22 protein-coding genes are annotated in these 15,705 nt (G+C 35.0%); 1 reads left to right on the plus strand and 21 read right to left on the minus strand.

Translation table 11 applies throughout. From position 1 onward, the window contains the following. Positions 1 to 69 precede the first annotated feature (69 nt). From AC5YGG_RS15490 to AC5YGG_RS15575, 18 genes are all read right to left on the minus strand, one after another. On the minus strand, positions 70 to 327 hold the full coding sequence (locus AC5YGG_RS15490; protein ID WP_496145366.1) for a hypothetical protein: 258 nt from the start codon (positions 325 to 327) through the stop codon (positions 70 to 72). A 90-nt stretch (positions 328 to 417) separates the two neighbouring features. Then, a complete protein-coding gene (locus AC5YGG_RS15495; protein WP_496145367.1) occupies positions 418 to 750 on the minus strand; it encodes a hypothetical protein in 333 nt (110 codons plus the stop codon). A gap of 11 nt (positions 751 to 761) precedes the next feature. Further along, the gene (locus tag AC5YGG_RS15500; protein WP_228393925.1) at positions 762 to 1,316 is read right to left on the minus strand and encodes an RNA polymerase sigma factor; all 555 of its coding nucleotides are present in this window, start codon (positions 1,314 to 1,316) and stop codon (positions 762 to 764) included. 567 nt (positions 1,317 to 1,883) lie between these two features. Further along, entirely contained in the window at positions 1,884 to 3,890 is a 2,007-nt protein-coding gene (locus tag AC5YGG_RS15505; protein ID WP_496145368.1) for a S9 family peptidase, read from the minus strand. A 159-nt stretch (positions 3,891 to 4,049) separates the two neighbouring features. Continuing rightward, a complete protein-coding gene (locus tag AC5YGG_RS15510; RefSeq protein ID WP_496145369.1) occupies positions 4,050 to 4,508 on the minus strand; it encodes a DoxX family protein in 459 nt (152 codons plus the stop codon). Positions 4,509 to 4,566: 58 nt separating this feature from the next. Continuing rightward, positions 4,567 to 5,025, minus strand: a complete 459-nt coding sequence (locus tag AC5YGG_RS15515) for an SRPBCC family protein (protein WP_496145370.1) — start codon at positions 5,023 to 5,025, stop codon at positions 4,567 to 4,569. 43 nt (positions 5,026 to 5,068) lie between these two features. Beyond that, positions 5,069 to 5,497, minus strand: coding sequence for an SRPBCC family protein (locus AC5YGG_RS15520; RefSeq protein ID WP_496145371.1), 429 nt, complete (start codon positions 5,495 to 5,497; stop codon positions 5,069 to 5,071). A gap of 44 nt (positions 5,498 to 5,541) precedes the next feature. After that, entirely contained in the window at positions 5,542 to 6,375 is an 834-nt protein-coding gene (locus AC5YGG_RS15525) for an SDR family oxidoreductase (RefSeq protein WP_496145372.1), read from the minus strand. 46 nt (positions 6,376 to 6,421) lie between these two features. Beyond that, positions 6,422 to 7,288, minus strand: a complete 867-nt coding sequence (locus tag AC5YGG_RS15530; RefSeq protein ID WP_496145373.1) for a VOC family protein — start codon at positions 7,286 to 7,288, stop codon at positions 6,422 to 6,424. A gap of 197 nt (positions 7,289 to 7,485) precedes the next feature. Beyond that, positions 7,486 to 7,743 carry a DNA-directed RNA polymerase subunit alpha C-terminal domain-containing protein gene (locus AC5YGG_RS15535; RefSeq protein WP_496145374.1) on the minus strand — a complete coding sequence of 86 codons (258 nt, stop codon included), beginning with the start codon at positions 7,741 to 7,743 and terminating at the stop codon, positions 7,486 to 7,488. A 17-nt stretch (positions 7,744 to 7,760) separates the two neighbouring features. Continuing rightward, positions 7,761 to 8,174 (minus strand): SRPBCC family protein, encoded by a 414-nt coding sequence (locus AC5YGG_RS15540; protein ID WP_496145375.1) that lies wholly within the window; start codon positions 8,172 to 8,174, stop codon positions 7,761 to 7,763. Between the two features lie 79 nt (positions 8,175 to 8,253). After that, complete coding sequence (locus AC5YGG_RS15545; protein ID WP_438562803.1) at positions 8,254 to 8,685, minus strand: VOC family protein; 432 nt, start codon at positions 8,683 to 8,685, stop codon at positions 8,254 to 8,256. Between the two features lie 72 nt (positions 8,686 to 8,757). Then, a complete protein-coding gene (locus AC5YGG_RS15550) occupies positions 8,758 to 9,534 on the minus strand; it encodes an alpha/beta fold hydrolase (protein ID WP_496145376.1) in 777 nt (258 codons plus the stop codon). A 2-nt stretch (positions 9,535 to 9,536) separates the two neighbouring features. Further along, the gene (locus AC5YGG_RS15555) at positions 9,537 to 10,061 is read right to left on the minus strand and encodes a DinB family protein (RefSeq protein ID WP_496145377.1); all 525 of its coding nucleotides are present in this window, start codon (positions 10,059 to 10,061) and stop codon (positions 9,537 to 9,539) included. Between the two features lie 196 nt (positions 10,062 to 10,257). Beyond that, on the minus strand, positions 10,258 to 10,719 hold the full coding sequence (locus AC5YGG_RS15560; RefSeq protein WP_496145378.1) for a DinB family protein: 462 nt from the start codon (positions 10,717 to 10,719) through the stop codon (positions 10,258 to 10,260). Between the two features lie 35 nt (positions 10,720 to 10,754). Continuing rightward, positions 10,755 to 11,165, minus strand: coding sequence for a VOC family protein (locus tag AC5YGG_RS15565; protein WP_496145379.1), 411 nt, complete (start codon positions 11,163 to 11,165; stop codon positions 10,755 to 10,757). Between the two features lie 78 nt (positions 11,166 to 11,243). Continuing rightward, positions 11,244 to 11,834 (minus strand): Crp/Fnr family transcriptional regulator, encoded by a 591-nt coding sequence (locus tag AC5YGG_RS15570; RefSeq protein ID WP_496145380.1) that lies wholly within the window; start codon positions 11,832 to 11,834, stop codon positions 11,244 to 11,246. 231 nt (positions 11,835 to 12,065) lie between these two features. Beyond that, complete coding sequence (locus AC5YGG_RS15575; RefSeq protein WP_496145381.1) at positions 12,066 to 13,277, minus strand: DUF763 domain-containing protein; 1,212 nt, start codon at positions 13,275 to 13,277, stop codon at positions 12,066 to 12,068. Between the two features lie 142 nt (positions 13,278 to 13,419). Here AC5YGG_RS15575 and AC5YGG_RS15580 point away from each other — a divergent pair, with 142 nt between their 5' ends. Then, positions 13,420 to 14,001, plus strand: coding sequence for a peroxiredoxin family protein (locus AC5YGG_RS15580; protein ID WP_496145382.1), 582 nt, complete (start codon positions 13,420 to 13,422; stop codon positions 13,999 to 14,001). Between the two features lie 13 nt (positions 14,002 to 14,014). On the opposite strand, the gene AC5YGG_RS15585 is transcribed toward AC5YGG_RS15580, so the two are convergent. From AC5YGG_RS15585 to tpx, 3 genes are all read right to left on the minus strand, one after another. Continuing rightward, entirely contained in the window at positions 14,015 to 14,419 is a 405-nt protein-coding gene (locus tag AC5YGG_RS15585; RefSeq protein WP_496145383.1) for a glyoxalase superfamily protein, read from the minus strand. A 97-nt stretch (positions 14,420 to 14,516) separates the two neighbouring features. After that, positions 14,517 to 14,864, minus strand: a complete 348-nt coding sequence (locus AC5YGG_RS15590; RefSeq protein ID WP_496145384.1) for a VOC family protein — start codon at positions 14,862 to 14,864, stop codon at positions 14,517 to 14,519. A gap of 84 nt (positions 14,865 to 14,948) precedes the next feature. Further along, on the minus strand, positions 14,949 to 15,452 hold the full coding sequence (gene tpx / locus AC5YGG_RS15595) for a thiol peroxidase (protein WP_496145385.1): 504 nt from the start codon (positions 15,450 to 15,452) through the stop codon (positions 14,949 to 14,951). Between the last annotated feature and the right edge of the window lie 253 nt (positions 15,453 to 15,705).

Below are 15,705 nucleotides of genomic sequence, written 5' to 3' on the forward strand. Positions count from 1 at the left end.
AAAATTCGTTCTCGGGAAGCTTTGCTTCCCGAGAACGAATTAAACAATTTCAATTTAGTTTTTTACGAATTATGCTTCGCAGACATTATCTTTTCTGCAGCATTTTGATGCAAATTCTTTTTTAAATTTTCCTTTCAGTTCCTGGTAATCTTCATCGTTCATTTCTCTGATCTTATCTGCCAATCCGAAAGGTGATTTTTCTTTAATTCCATATTCATCAAAAATACCTTTGATAAATCTTTTTCTTTGTATGGCTTTTTTAGCAATTAATGCTACACCCACAACGGCTAATGCTCCAAGAGCACCTTTTAATGCTGAATTTTTCATTTTTCAAAATTTTAAATTTTACTACTTCTTATTTTTTATATAGACGAATGAATTTTAATTTTACTTTACTACTTCTTTACAATTTTAAAATTATTCGTTGTTTCTATTGAAGAATCCACCTGAGCATTTATTTCTCCAGACCTCCTTGAATTTTTCTCTTTCTTCAGGTGACCAACCTTCCATTTTCTCTCTCATTTTTCTTTCTTTAAAGTCTCTCATTCCTTTCCCAAAATGAAATCCACCAAAAAGAATTTTACTCAAGATCAATATCCCCATCGCCTGCCAGAATGTAATGGATTTAACTCCTAAGATTTCAGGAAGCAGACAATTCCAAAGCGACATGACAATCCATGTAACGGCTATGAAAATTAATGGTGGACATAACAATAAAAAAATCCAGCCTTTTTTGTGTTTATAATTCATAATTTCTTTTTCTAACTTTTTAAATCTTCGTATAATCTTCTCAATCTGTTTCTCAAATGCTTCACAGCATAGTTTTTTCTACTGATGATGGTTTTGATGTTCTCTCCCTGTTCATCGGCGATCTCCTGGAGGGTTTTGTCGTTCAGTTCGTTTTCTACATAGACCAGCCTTTGTTTTTCGGGAAGTTCATCAAGTGCTTCAAACAGTTTTTTCCAGATCTCATCCTGAAACATCTTTACTTCAGGACCGGCACTTTCATCCATCAATAAAATATCTTTGATGGAAAAACTTCCGTCTTCATCTTCATATACAAAATCTTCAAGATTTTCTGTTTTCTTTTTACGGTAACGGTCCGTGATTTTATTCGCCGTTACTCTATACAACCAGCCACCTACATTCACAATCTCAGAAAGATTGGTAAGGCTACTAAACTGATACCACACTTCCTGCAGAATATCTTCCGCATCCTCCGTGTTTTTCACTTTTGGACGAATATAAGACATCAGCTTTCCTCCGTAGTTGGAAACGGTCTGCGAGATGATGCTTTCTTTCTCTTTCTGTGGCATTGTTATTTTTTCGACAACCTCCATATTGCTATGACGACTGTTCTTTTGGTTTTACTTTAATAAATTTAAAATATTTTTCCGAAACTTTAGTTTTTCTTTTATTCATCAGGGATTCTTTTCACCAATAGATTATTGTAAACAAATTCATTTGTATTATCTGTAAGAAATTTTGGGTTGGAAAACGCAAAGACGCAAAGAATTACTATACTAGCTGTTTTAAAGGCGCAAGAGAATCAAAGATCTCAGCAAGGAATACACTTTCAAATAATATCTCAATTATAATATTCCATAAATACATCTATCAAACATTTTAAAAACTGACTTAAAAACAAATAAAATAATTCATGAATTCGTGGCTATTATAAAAGTATATTTAGCAGCATACAATTTTATCAGAGATAAAATCCTTGCGCCTTTTGATATACCAGTAAAAACATCTTGCGTCTTAGCGTTTCCCAACCTATTAATATTATCTTTCAAACTTGAAATTGCTTCGCGCTTCGCTCACGACGACAAAAAAAACGGAAGACATTATATCTTCCGTTTTATAATTATAAAATTGTCAGTTTACTTTTTATTAAAATTCTCTGCGAAGAATCCTAACATAGATTTATACAGTTCAATTCTGTTTGGTTCTTTTCCAAAGCCGTGCCCTTCATCATATTTTACCATATAAGGCACTTCAAAACCTTTTGCACGCATAGCTTTAACAATCTGATCAGACTCATTGATGTTCACTCTCGGATCATTTGCTCCCTGCACTACAAATAATGGCTTCTTAATCTTATCAATTTGAAAAACCGGTGAAACTTCTTTTGCAATCTTAGCTTCTTCAGGATTATCCAGATCATACCAAATCTGTTTTACCATTTCTTTATAAGGTTTCCAATATTCCGGGAAAGATTCGAAGAAAGTAAAGATATTGGATACTCCTACATAATCTACTCCACACGCATACAGATCGGGAGTTTTGATTAAGCCCATTAAAGTAGCATACCCGCCATGGCTTCCTCCATAAATAGCAATTTTATCTTTATCTATCCAGCCTTGGCTAATGGCGTATTTTACTCCATCTTCCACATCATCCATTGCTTTTCTTCCGATTTGTTTGTAACCAGATTTCTGAAATTCTTTTCCATAACCTCCTGAAATTCTGAAATTCACCTGAAGGGTTGCATATCCACGGCTGGCAAACAATTGTGCTTCCGGGTTGAATCCCCAATGATCTCTGACTCCTTGAGGACCACCATGAGGGTTTACAATTAAAGGTACTTTTTTACCCTCCAAAGCTGCTTTTGGTAACGTAATATATCCACGAATTGTTAATCCGTCTCTGCTTTTGAATTCGATAGGTCTCATTTCAGCCATATCTTCTTCTTTAAGCTGTGGCATTAGATTATACAGTAGCTTTGTCTGCTTAGTTTTTGTATCATACTCGTAGTAAGTACCATATAATTTGTCACTTCCTACCACTACCAGCAGCTTATCATTGTTATCATCTGAGGAAACGATTCCAAACTCCTTATCTCCGAATTGAGCCTTTAGCTTGTCGTTTATTTCTTTATAGAACTTACTTACGGGAACTGTTTCTTCTTTTATACCGTTGTAGCTGATATAATCCAGCTCATAATTTCTATTTTTACCAGCCGTACGGATCGAGCTTACATCATATACAGGGTTGGAATAAATTTCTTTAATTACTGCATTTTTCTTTAAATCATATAGAACGATTTTTTCTTTATCGCTATCCAGATTGGTCACAACATAAGCTTCATCTTTATTTCCTGAATTATAATTAAAATCTATAATACTGAATGTATCAGACCAATCTGTTGATTTAAGAAGGTTGAATTTTCCTGTTTGTAAATCTTTATAATAAGTTTTGGTTGTCAATCCGTTTTCAAGAACATTATAGCCTCTTAAGTTACCATCTTTATCAAAAATATAACCGTCGATAGGGCTTTTCTCATCCTTATTTTCATAAAGCTGTGTCATTTCGCCTGTTACAAAATTGATTTTATAAGGTTCAAAGATCTGCTTATTGTTCTTATTCATTGTAATCACCACAAAATCTGTGTACTTTATAGGAATAATGCTTCCCAAAGTAATCCCGTCAAATGGGGTAAGATCTTTTTGATTTCCGCCATCTACATCTGTTGCATACAAATGAATATTTTCATTTCCTCCTTTGTCCTGAGTATAGAATAAACGGTTTTTATTCAACCAGCCATAGCCTTTGATCAGATCATCTTTCTCAACAATTGCTTTTGTAATTTTCCCTGTGCTTAGCTCTTTTACATACACATGATTTTTACTGTCTTTGTCTTTTTCTTTATAGGAAAGATATTTTCCGTCTGGAGAAATTTTAAATACTGAAGCTTTGGGTCTTGCAAAATAGTCTTCAACTTTATACTTAAAATTTCCTTTATCATAGGAAACAAGCTTCTCAAGATTGGCTTTGGAAGATGGCAATGTAGGATCTCCCGGCAGTTTGGCTGTAGAACTCTGTGCATTCATCATAATGGTGGAAAGTACAATATAAGCTGTACCGAAAATTCTGGAATTTAGATTCATAGCTTATGTTTTATGGTTAAAACTTTAGTTGTTATTCAATTTTAAATTAAACAACACTTTTCTATAATAAGACAATCAAACCCATAAAATGTTACAGAATTAATTTTTATTTTAAAAAAACTTACAAAAAAGACAGCCTCTAGAGACTGTCTGTATCGTTTAATTCAGATATATTCCAAAATACCATGTCCAGGCTATCAAAATAATCTGCATGGGAATTCTCTCAACGTACAAATACCGCATTCCCGGTCCGCTATAATCTGCCTTAAAAATATTAATATTCTTTTTAGAGGAATTAATATTAGCTGCAAAGACCAATACATAAAAAACAATCAGTAAAATAGCTGTCAATTCCCGAATAGCAGGTATCATTAAGCCTATTCCAGCAGCAATTTCCAAAAAGCCAGTGAAATATACCCAAAACATTTTAGCAGGAATAAAATCGGGGATCATCATTTTCATTCCTTTCTGAAATTTAAAATGTGAGAGTCCTGTAAAAATGATAAAAACTGCCATTCCCAGGTTTCCTGAAAATACATAATCAGGTTTTCCATGAAACACCATGGTTCCCAGCAAAGCCAGAATAAATGTAGCAAATACGATGATTAATAATTTCATATTTTTCAAGTAAAGAATAATAAGTTGCAGAATTTGGGGAATTAAGCCAGTGAATAATTTATACTGAACTTAAATTAACTCCTTCCGCAAGGCTCTTCACTACAATAAGTCCTTTGGTAAATCCTGTATCAAGGTGATCCTGCCATTGTTTATCAACCTGTACTTCTGTATGTAATTTTGTCTTCCCATCAAAATCGATCAGAAAATATTTTTCGAAGCAGCCACTCCATTCCATAACCTCTTTGCTTTGAGTGTCTTCATTTCCATCCTTATCTACCATTCCCAAGTGCTTAAAAACTACCTGTCTTGGCTCTTCTAAGCTATCAATGGTAGAAACCATTCCTTCTCCTTCTGTATTGACAAAGTAAGTTTTACCGCCTACTTTCCAATCGGATTTCATAGTAGATCCGGGGCTGAAATATTTTGTCCATTCACTATATGTTTCGGGGCTCCAGAGAATGTCCCAGACTTTCTGCATGGGAGCATCAATTACTGTTTCGTACGATAAGGTTTCCATATTCTGTATTTTTAAGGTTGATTGGGTTAAAATTGTACTCTATTTAAAGCTGATTTTCTGAAAGGTGCTTCACAATCATCATTGCTTTAGGAAATTTTTCTTCAAAAAACTCTTTAAATTCGGTGGGTGTCTGAATTTTTGTTGTCAGTAAAGTTCCGTTATCATTTTCTTCAAGGAAATAGGCTTCTGTAGCTGCTCCCCAATCTTGCGGGACTTCAATTCCGTCGTAGATTTCACCAAGGTGTAAAAATGTTATTTCCTCGTTGGGTATAATCTTTTCAACCCTGCTGTACATTCCGTTATTTTTGGGATCAAGAAATTTTATGATGTTATTTTCTTCCAATGTTCCTTCATAAAATGATCCTTCCGTAAAAGCTGTTGTCCATTGTCTGTAGGTAATATCTGACCAGAGAACACTCCATACTTTTTCAGGTTCTGCATTTATTTCAATTTCATATGATAATTTTTCCATTTTCTTTATTATTATTTGATTTAAGTGGTCAATTCTGAAGGTTTCTATCCTCCAACAAAATCTCCACCATTAATGTGAATTACTTCTCCTGTAATATAACTTGCATCTTTGGAAGCAAGAAAAACATAAGCGGGCGCTACTTCCGATGGCTGCCCTGCTCTTTTTAACGGGGTATCTTTTCCAAAGGTTGACAGATCTTCGAAAGCTTCTTTTACCAAAGGGGTCCAGATAGGTCCCGGCGCAATTCCATTGACTAATATTTGCTTTTCAGCAAGGTTATCTGCCAATGAACGGATAAATGACAGAACGGCTCCTTTTGTTGCTGCATAATCTATCAGATGATCACTGCCGCGATAGGCTGTAACTGATGTAGTACAAATGATTCGCCCTCCTTTTTGTATTAATGGAAGGAAATTTCTGGTGAACGAGATCATCGAAATAATATTGGTATTAAATGTCTCCTGAATTTGTTCGTCAGTAATTTTTTCCAGACTGCTCTTTGAAGTATGAATCCCTGCATTATTTACCAGAATATCAATATTCTTCCATTCTGATTTTATTTTTTCTGCGCATCTGTCCCGAAATGCTTTTCTGGTAAGATCTCCTTTGATTAAAAGACATTTCTGTCCTTCTCTTTCAACCAGCTTTTGGGTTTCTTTGGCATCGTCATCACTTTCTTTGTAGATAATGGCAACATCTGCTCCTTCTCTGGCAAAATGAACAGCTACTGCCTGTCCAATTCCGCTGTCTCCACCAGAAATTACAGCTTTTTTTTCTGATAATTTCCGACTTCCCTGATAGTCATCCCGGATAATCTCCGGAAAGAGTCCTTCTTTAGGAACTTTTGACTTCGATTGTGATTTGTTCTGTGTTTTCATATGCAAACCTTTTCTACATCACATCAAACAGCAAGCCGAAATATGTTTAAGAATGATAAGCGTCTTCTAAATCCTGAATAATAATTTTCTGCATCTTCATCATAGCCTGGACTACTTTATAAGCTTTTTCCTGATTAGGATCGTTCATCAGCTGGATAAGTTTTTTGGGAACAATCTGCCAGCTTAAGCCGTATTTGTCTTTTAACCAGCCACACATACTTTCTCTTCCTCCATCTGCAGTAAGAGTATTCCAATAACGATCTGTCTGTTCCTGATCATCGGTCATTACCACTAATGAAATTCCTTCATTAAAGTCAAACTGATGATCGTAAGAATTATCCATACAGAACAATGTGTAGTTGTCAATTACAAAGCTAGCATGCTGAACATTTTCTGCCGGTTCAGGTATAGGATGTCCTTCACTTCCATCTCCGTATTTCAAAATATTGCCAATGCCCGAATTGGGGAAAGTTTTGGTATAAAGTTCCATTGCCTCTTTAGCCTTTCCATTATTTTCATGAATAAACATAAGCGTAGGAACTACTTTTTGGTCTTGCCCTTTTTCGCCTAAAAACAATTGCCATGTAACGCCATACTGATCCTGAACCCAACCGTATTTTTTACTCCAGGAATAAGCCCCAAGTTCCATTAATGCTATTCCTCCCTGTACCAACTGGTCCCAATATTTCTGAACCTCATCTTCAGTATCACAAATGACCATAAAGGAAATGGAAGCATTTTTCTTAAACTGCGGACCACCATTCAACAACATTAATCTCTGCCCAAACAAATCTATATTCATCACCACAGGAGTATCTGCTGTAATTTCGCCGCCGAAAACTTTACAGTAAAATTCTGCTGATTGTTTAGCATCTCCGTCATACCAGAGACATGGGAAAATATCGTTATTCATAAGTTTAAATTTTAATTGATTGATATAGTTTGGTTGATTTTTTTCTTATTAATTGATAAGCAGTAATGGGAAATTATACAATATGTTTAGATTTTTTATTTCACTTTTAAAGCAAAGGGAATCTTATGTCTTTGCCCTTAAAGATCTATACATCTTATTTGCAATGACATAGTAAAAAATTTTAGGTTGATAATTTCTTATGCTTCTTTAAAAAACACCTGATTCTCCTTCATATAATTTTTTAACTTCATCACAGTGTTTTTTCCGAAACCATGAAGCTGCAGAATTTCCTTTTCGGAATAGTCTGACAATTTTTCCAAAGAATCTATCTTTTCTTTTTTCAGGGCTTTTCTTGCGGGAACTGCAATGATACCATAAAGAAAGTCTTCATTTGCGTCATAGTTAACAGCATAAATGGAATTCAAACTCTTTGACATGATAACTAAATTGATCATGGCTACAAAAAATATTTTTAATGATTCTCTACGTACTTATGAAAATTATTGAGAATAGCATACCAGCCTTCTCTTTGCATTTCCACGGAATTTTGTTTCTCGGGATCGAAAACTTCGGTTACTTTTGTGGTGTTTTCATCTATTTTGTCGAAGATTACTTCTACTCTACGCCCGTCTTCCATATGATATTTGATGATTTCATGGGGAACCACTTCATCGTACACTCCTTCAAAATCAAAGGCAAAGCTTTTATCTTTTGCTTCCATTTTGTTCTTAAACTTCCCGCCTACTTTCAGATCATTTTCAGAACTAGGACAATGCCAGCTTTCATGTGCAAAATTCCACTTTGTGATATGCCTGGGTTCATTGAAATAATTCCATACTTTCTCTACCGGAGCTAAAATTGTAATGTCTATTTTAATTGGATCCATAGTTCTATTTTTTTATGATTGAATAAAAGAGCTGCCCACAAGTGAGCACCCCTTTTTAAATAATTAGTTAAATATAAGATTATTTTGCATAACCTTCATTATAGTTCACCATCCAATGAACACCATATTTATCCTGAAAACACCCGAAATAGTCTCCCCAAAACTGGTCTTCAATTGGCATTTCAACATTTCCACCTTCTGAAAGCCCTTTAAAAAGTCTGTCTGCGTCTTCTCTGGAATCCGGGAAAATAGAAACATAATTGTTATTTCCCACGGTAAGGGTTTGTCCGAATCCGGGAACGATATCAGATGCCATTAAAAGGTCATTTCCAATGGGCAACGCAATATGCATTACTCTGTTTTTTTCTTCTTCTGAAAGATTTTCTGTACCGGGAGCATTTCCCATTTTGTGTACTTCACCTACGAATTCACCTCCAAAAATTGACTTGTAAAAGTTGAATGCTTCTTCAGCTGTACCATCAAAGTTTAGGTACGGATTTAATTTTGCCATGATTTTTATTTTAAAATGTTATTAATTTCTGAAACACAGATAAATTCAAAAAACCTGAATACAACCTGTGATTTAATGGTCTAAAAATGCTTCTACTTGATTAACCGTAAAGCTGACCAGATTTTCATTGAGACTGCCATCAAAATCAGCCATCATATAGATTCCGTGTGTTGCGGGTAAGATCATCAGCTCGGATCCTTTTACCAGCCGCCACATTTCAACGGTGTGCTCCGGTTTCATTACATCTTTATCTCCACTGATGAATAATGTAGGGACTTCTATAGAGCTCAGCACCTCATCTTCCCAGTCTTCGAAAGTCTGCATCCTCTTACTGTCTTTATCAAAAAGATTTTCCAGTTTTGAAAAGTCCGGATTAAGATTTAAAAAATTAATCTTAAAAGGTTCGGGCATGGATTCAAAGGTTGCTTCCTGCATCATTTCGAAAAAACCGTCCATCATTCCGTTTCTTTTATAAAATGCTGAAGCCACTACTATTTTCTCTACAATTCCGGGGTGGCGGCAGGCGATTTGCATCACGGTATTTCCACCATTGCTGAAGCCCCAAAATGCAGCTTTATGAATATTAAGTTCAGCTAATAATGCGGCTACATCATCGGCATCCTGCTCAAATGTTTCGGGGATATCGCGGTGTTCGCTTCGTCCGTGGTTCTGGAGATCTATTCCAATCAGCTGAAACTTATGTTGTAATCTTTCTATCACTTCCTTGAAATCGTACAGAATAGAAGAACCTCCACCATGAATCAATACCAATGGTTTTCCCGATCCGTAAATTTCATAATAGAGCTGGATCCCGTTTACATGCTTATACCCTTTTTCTACCGGATTCATGATTAATATTTAATATTTTCGTCAACATCATACTTCATTCCCGGATAGTCTAAAACTCTACGCATCAGCCCCATTTGTCCGCTGAGATAATCTTCACGCCCAATACACATGCCTACAAAATTGAGTTTTGTTTCTTTAATAAAAGGAATATTCATTCCGATTTCAAAGATCTCATCCAGTTCTTCATCCGTTACTTCCAATAGTTTCTGATATACTTTTGAAGAAATATCATGAAAGTTTTTCCTGAGGTCTGCCAACGTGGGATATTTGAAACTTTCGTCCAACGTTTTTCCCTGGAAGAAAAGGTCGTTATTAGGGTCCTGATCCTGTAATCCGAGCACCATTCCCAAGCCATAGCGCATATTCACGAAGTTTCCTGCCATCCAAATGATGTGATTGGTTTTATTTTCAATTCTTTTCAGCGCATCTTGTTCCGAAACGCCATCCAAAACGTTGATAAAGCTTTGGGTATGCATTCTGTAAGCCGGAATGATGAGTTCTACTTTTGTTGATTTTGGGGTGTCCATGTTTTTATTTTTTATGGAATTAGAGTGTAAGTGTTGGAAAACAAAGATTATATCACTATAGTCTCTGATTGTGCGTGCTTTTTTTGCCACGAATGCACGAATTTTACTATTGATTGATGATAAGATGATTGTATAACGTTGTTTATTTACTTTAAACTCCCAATCGTTAAGATCCTTGTTCCATCCGTTTTCTGGTTTATTTTATTCCTCCGGATTTTCCCAGAAGTCTGCGGATATAACCTAACTGACCACAATGGTAATTTTCGTGGAAACAGAGTGTGGCAATATCATTAATAGTCTCATGGTTGAAGCTTTCAAGTGTATTCAACCTAGCATCCAGCTTATCCTGAGTTTGCTTTAAATAAGATTTGAGATCTTCAAAATCTACCAATTCATTTTTCCTTTCCAAAGGATTAGCTCCTCGGTTATATGCGGAAAATGTTTCTCCGTCCCATACAGCTTCTTCACCAAGAAGATTCAACAAACCATTTCTAACATAAATTAAGTGTCCTAACACCCAATTCATACAATTGGCTCCCCCATTTGGAAAAATCATTGATTCTTCATGCGTAATTCCTTCTGTATTGATAGAAATTACTTTATAAGTAACGTTTACCTGATGTTTTACCAGTTCTATGCTGTCTGATATCGTTTCCATAATATTGATATTAAAGAGTCTTTATATCATGATAATTATTCTGTTGGTAATTTAGACATATCAGCATGCATTACTTCCCACTGATGTCCGTCTATATCAGCAAAAGCACTTTGATACATCCATCCGTGATCCATGGATTCACTATATTTTGAACCTCCGTTTTCAAGGGCGGTATCTATAATCCGGTCTACTTCTTCACGGCTGTCTACTCCAATAGCAAGAAGTACCTGTGTAGTGTCTCCTTTAGCATAAGGTCTGTTGGTAAAGGTTTGGAAAAAGTCTTCTTTCAGGAACATGGTGTAGATATGATCTTCTTTCATCACTACACATACGGCTTTATCGTCTGAGAACTGTTCGTTAATAGGAAAACCTAATGTCGTCCAGAATGCTCTGGTTTTTTGTACGTCTTTTACAGGTAAATTGACATAGATTTGATTGACTTTCATATTCAGTAATTTTTGGTGTTAAACTTTTAACCAAAATTACCAAGGTGTGATGAAAATCTACTTGTCATAGGGCAAGATTTAATTTTTATTGGGATGCGAGACTAATTCTTTCCGAATTCTGCTTAGTGAAGTATCTGTCACTCCAAGATAGGACGCAATTTGCTTTAAGGGAGCAAACTGTATTACTTTTGATTTTTGTTCCAGGAGATTAAGGTAGCGTTTGGTAGCAGAAAGAGTGAACATTTCTACAGATCGTTGTTTATAATCGAAAAGTTCTTTAGACATCCATGATCTTCCCCATTCTCTGAGATTCGGGATTTTATGGAATAATTCCTGAAAGGTGTCATAATCTAGCTTCCAGCATTCGCAATCTGTGATGCAGACAATATTTTCCTGAGAGGGTATTCTTTGAAACATGGATAAAACTTCAATGATCACTTCATTCTCCACAAAAAAGTGAGTGGTTACCTCATTTCCGTTAAAGTCGTTCACAAAGGATCTTGCCAAGCCGCTATCCAGAATATAATATTCATTGGCTGTTTTTCCTTCTTCAAGAATGAATTCTCCTTTTTGAAAAGATTTTTTTTCGTGTGCCTGAAATATTTCTTCCAGTTCTTCCTGAAGAAAAAATGGAAAATCATAGCATATTTCTAAAGATTTGGTGGTCATCAGGTCAATTTTTTTAAGACTTTAAAATTAAAATTTTTAATCGAAACACAAGTAATAATTATTAAACAATATGATTTATTGCTCTATTGAAAAGATATATTACATTGAATTTAAGATAATTTTAAAGCTTTAAACAATTAAACGAAATTAAAAAAGAGCCTAAATCTATGTCTGGACATTTTTAATCTGTATAAAGTATGTTTTTGAGTCTTTCTGAGTATATTATCAATATTAAAATAAAGACAGCTGAATGGGCTTTGGCTGAACTGGTTTTTGGGCATCACCGAATACTGTTTTCCCTCCAAAACGCCATGAGTTTTGTCTTTCATCTTCAATCACTTCCTGAATATCAAAATCCGGAGTAAAATCTTTTTCAGCTTTAGTAACGATTTGATGAAGTTTATTCAATGTATTCAGCTTATCTGAATTTCCAAGTTTTGATTTTTCTATTCCTCTTCTCAAAATAGTAATACTTTCGTCATAAGTATTAAGAGGTACCGGGAAGGGATGACCATCTTTACCACCATGAGCAAAGGAAAACCTTGCCGGATCAGAAAATCGTGACGGTGCACCATGAATAACCTCGCTCACTAATGCTAAAGACTGCATTGTTCTGGGACCAACCCCTTCGAGCATCAACAAGTCTTCAAAATTCTGTGGCTGCTGTTCCTTGGTTACATATAATAATGCTCCTAAGCGTTTAAGATCAACATCAGATGCCTGAACATCATGATGAGCCGGAAGAATAAGCCTTGAAAAATCTTTCATTACATCAATAGAATCGGTATGAGAAATATCAAGAATTCCTTTTCGGTTTCCGGAAGCTTCTGCATCGGTTAAATTCAAGATTTTCCCTCTGGAGATTCCATTAATTCCCGTGTGAGGTTCTTCTATAAATGATTTTATATTTTCAGAATGCCAATGATAACGTCTTGCTGTACCATCAGATTCATGCATTCCCTGCTGAATAACGCTCCAGCTTCCGTTATCTGACAGAATAAAGTTGTGCAGATACAACTGATACCCATCCTGAATGGCTGTATTATCAACTTTGGCAGAAAGTTTACTGGCTCTTACCAACTCCGTTCCATTTAATCCGGTTTTTTCGGCAATCTGAATGAGTTCTGACGGAGTTTCCCGTGAAAATTTTCCTTTTCCACCACAGATGTAAAGTCCTAACGACTGAGAGTTGGGATTAATGGAACGTTTTAATGCCCCCATCACGGAAGTCGTAATTCCTGATGAATGCCAATCCATCCCCATCACAGCCCCAAAACTCTGGAACCAAAACGGATCTGCTAATCTTCGAAGTACTTCATCTTTACCATAATCCATCAAAATAACCTCAATGATAGACAACCCAAGAACAGACATACGTTCATACAGCCATGGCGGTACTTTGCCATAGTGAAGCGGTAAATCTGCAGTTCCTGAACGTTTCATTTTTCAATTTTGGAGAAACAAAGTTAGGTTTAATATTCCAAATGAATGCTGATCCAAATCAATAAAAATAGTCCTCTAAAATTGGTAATCAATTCTTTTTTTATGACTTTTGCCTAATAATGACCAATACATCATCATTCATATGAAAAGACTTTTATTATTGTTCACCATACTCTCACTTTCTGCCTGTAAGGAAAAAAAAGAAACAACAACGGTTGAGAATATTGATAAAATACGGGAAGAATGGAAGAAAAACAGGCTAGATTTCTTTGTAGGTTCTACGCCACAGCCTTTTTCAGCCAAAATGATGAATGGTCATCAGTTCAATTCAAAGGATTACAATGGAAAAAATCTCCTCATTTTTATTTACAGCAAAAAATCTTTGGAAAGAAATCCTAATGTAAGTTACTATATGACTGATGATCTGAACAGACTTTTTACGGAATATAAGAATCAGACTGGCTTTATCGGGATATTAGAAGGTTTGGAAGATGATAAAACAGTTTATGAAAAGGCTTTAAAGGATGCTGGAAATATTCAGTTTGATCAGATTGATAATACTAAATCCCCGCAAAGACAGGAACAAATCAAATACAACATTTTCTGTACTCCTGCCAGAATTTTGATAAACAGTAATGGTAAAGTTATTCATTCCAGCTGCGGTGGAGCAACAGATCAGGAACTCATTCGTAAGCTAGATAGTATAAAAACTCAACAAAAATAGATTTACTGACAATTTATTCATGTGAATAGAATTCTAAAGAACCGTGCTTTTCCTGATCAAATTTTTCATTGAAAATAATTTTATTTCCAAAAGGGTCATTTACTGTAAAAGAAACGGCATCATAAAATGTTTTTTCAAGACCGGGACGATTGTACTTGTAGTTTTTATCAATAAGTTCTTTATGGTATTCTGCAACGCCTTCTCCCCATATGAAAACACTGCTTCCGGGGCTGGAATCTCCATGATGCTCACTTAAGTGAAGAATGATATTTTTCTTTTTAACTTCTATATAAACCGGAAAGTTTTCTTCAAAACGATGTTCACAAATTATTTTAAAACCTAACCAATCGACATAAAACTCAAGTGTTTTCTGATAATCGAAAATTCTAAGGATGGGAATAACTTGTTCTGCTTTCATAGAATTATTTTTAGGTTTTAGCTATAGCCAGATGATGGTTTATTTTTATGAAACGGACTAAAGCCCACTCCTATTGAATAAAATGCTATCCTTTTATTTATTGATGAGATAAAATATTAATGACTTTTCCGAATGGATCTTTTACAAAAAATCTTCGAACTCCCCAATCTTCATTGGCAATATCATAAACAATCTCAAAACCGGCATGCTTCATTTTCTTATATACTTCATCTACATGATCTACTTCGATAGATAAGTCGGGAACTTCAGTATCATTTCCTCCCTGTATGGCAAAACTGATCTGAACTTTTGATTCTTCCTCATTTCCCAATGTTTTGATCCAGCCATGATCCATCAGAACATCCAGTTCTAATATTTCCTGATAAAAAATACTACTTTTGGAGAGGTCGCTGGTTTTTATATTGGCTACGATTCTTTTTACCATTAGAATTTAGTTTTAGAGAATGATAAGGATAAAAAAGCCTTGCAAAAATTACTTTCACAAGGCTTTCTATAAAGATTCTTTTTACTATTTGTTTAATGCTGCCAATGCTGCATCATAGTTTGGCTCGTTTGCAATCTCAGGAACCTGTTCTGTGTAAACCACTTTATTGTTTTCGTCTGTAACGATTACTGCACGGCTTAACAGACCTTTCAAAGGAGAATCCGTGATCGTCACTTCATAATCATCACCAAAGCTGCTTCTGAAATCTGAAAGTGTTTCAACGCTGTTCAATCCTTCTGCTGCACAGAATCTTCCTAATGCGAATGGAAGGTCTTTAGAAACATTAATTACTACTGTATTTTCTAATTTTGAAGCTTCTTCATTGAATTTTCTGCTTGATGCTGCACAAGTAGGCGTATCAATACTTGGAAAAATATTAAATACTTTTTTCTTTCCTTCAAAAGTTTCCAATGTCTTTACATTTAATCCGGAATCTACTAGGGCAAAGTCTTTAACTGTAGTTCCTACTGCCGGTAAAGTTCCTATTGTGTGTACTTCGTTTCCTTTTAAAGTGATTGTCGTTGACATAATATTTATTTTTTTAGTTTTTCAAATGTAATCAAAAAAGATTTTTTCCACTACCTGTGTAAGGTTAAATTAATCATAAAGTAATAATGAATATTTATATATGCTGTTTTAAATACAAAGAGTCTTTGTATGACTTCCCAAAACTTACATAAGTTTTGAGATGACTTAACCAAAAACGGAATGCCGTCTGATCCCTTCAATATAAATTTAAAGGAATTATAGTCTGTTTTTTTATGTAAAAACCTCAAATAAA

The sequence above is a fragment of the Chryseobacterium sp. CS2K3 genome (assembly GCF_059515185.1).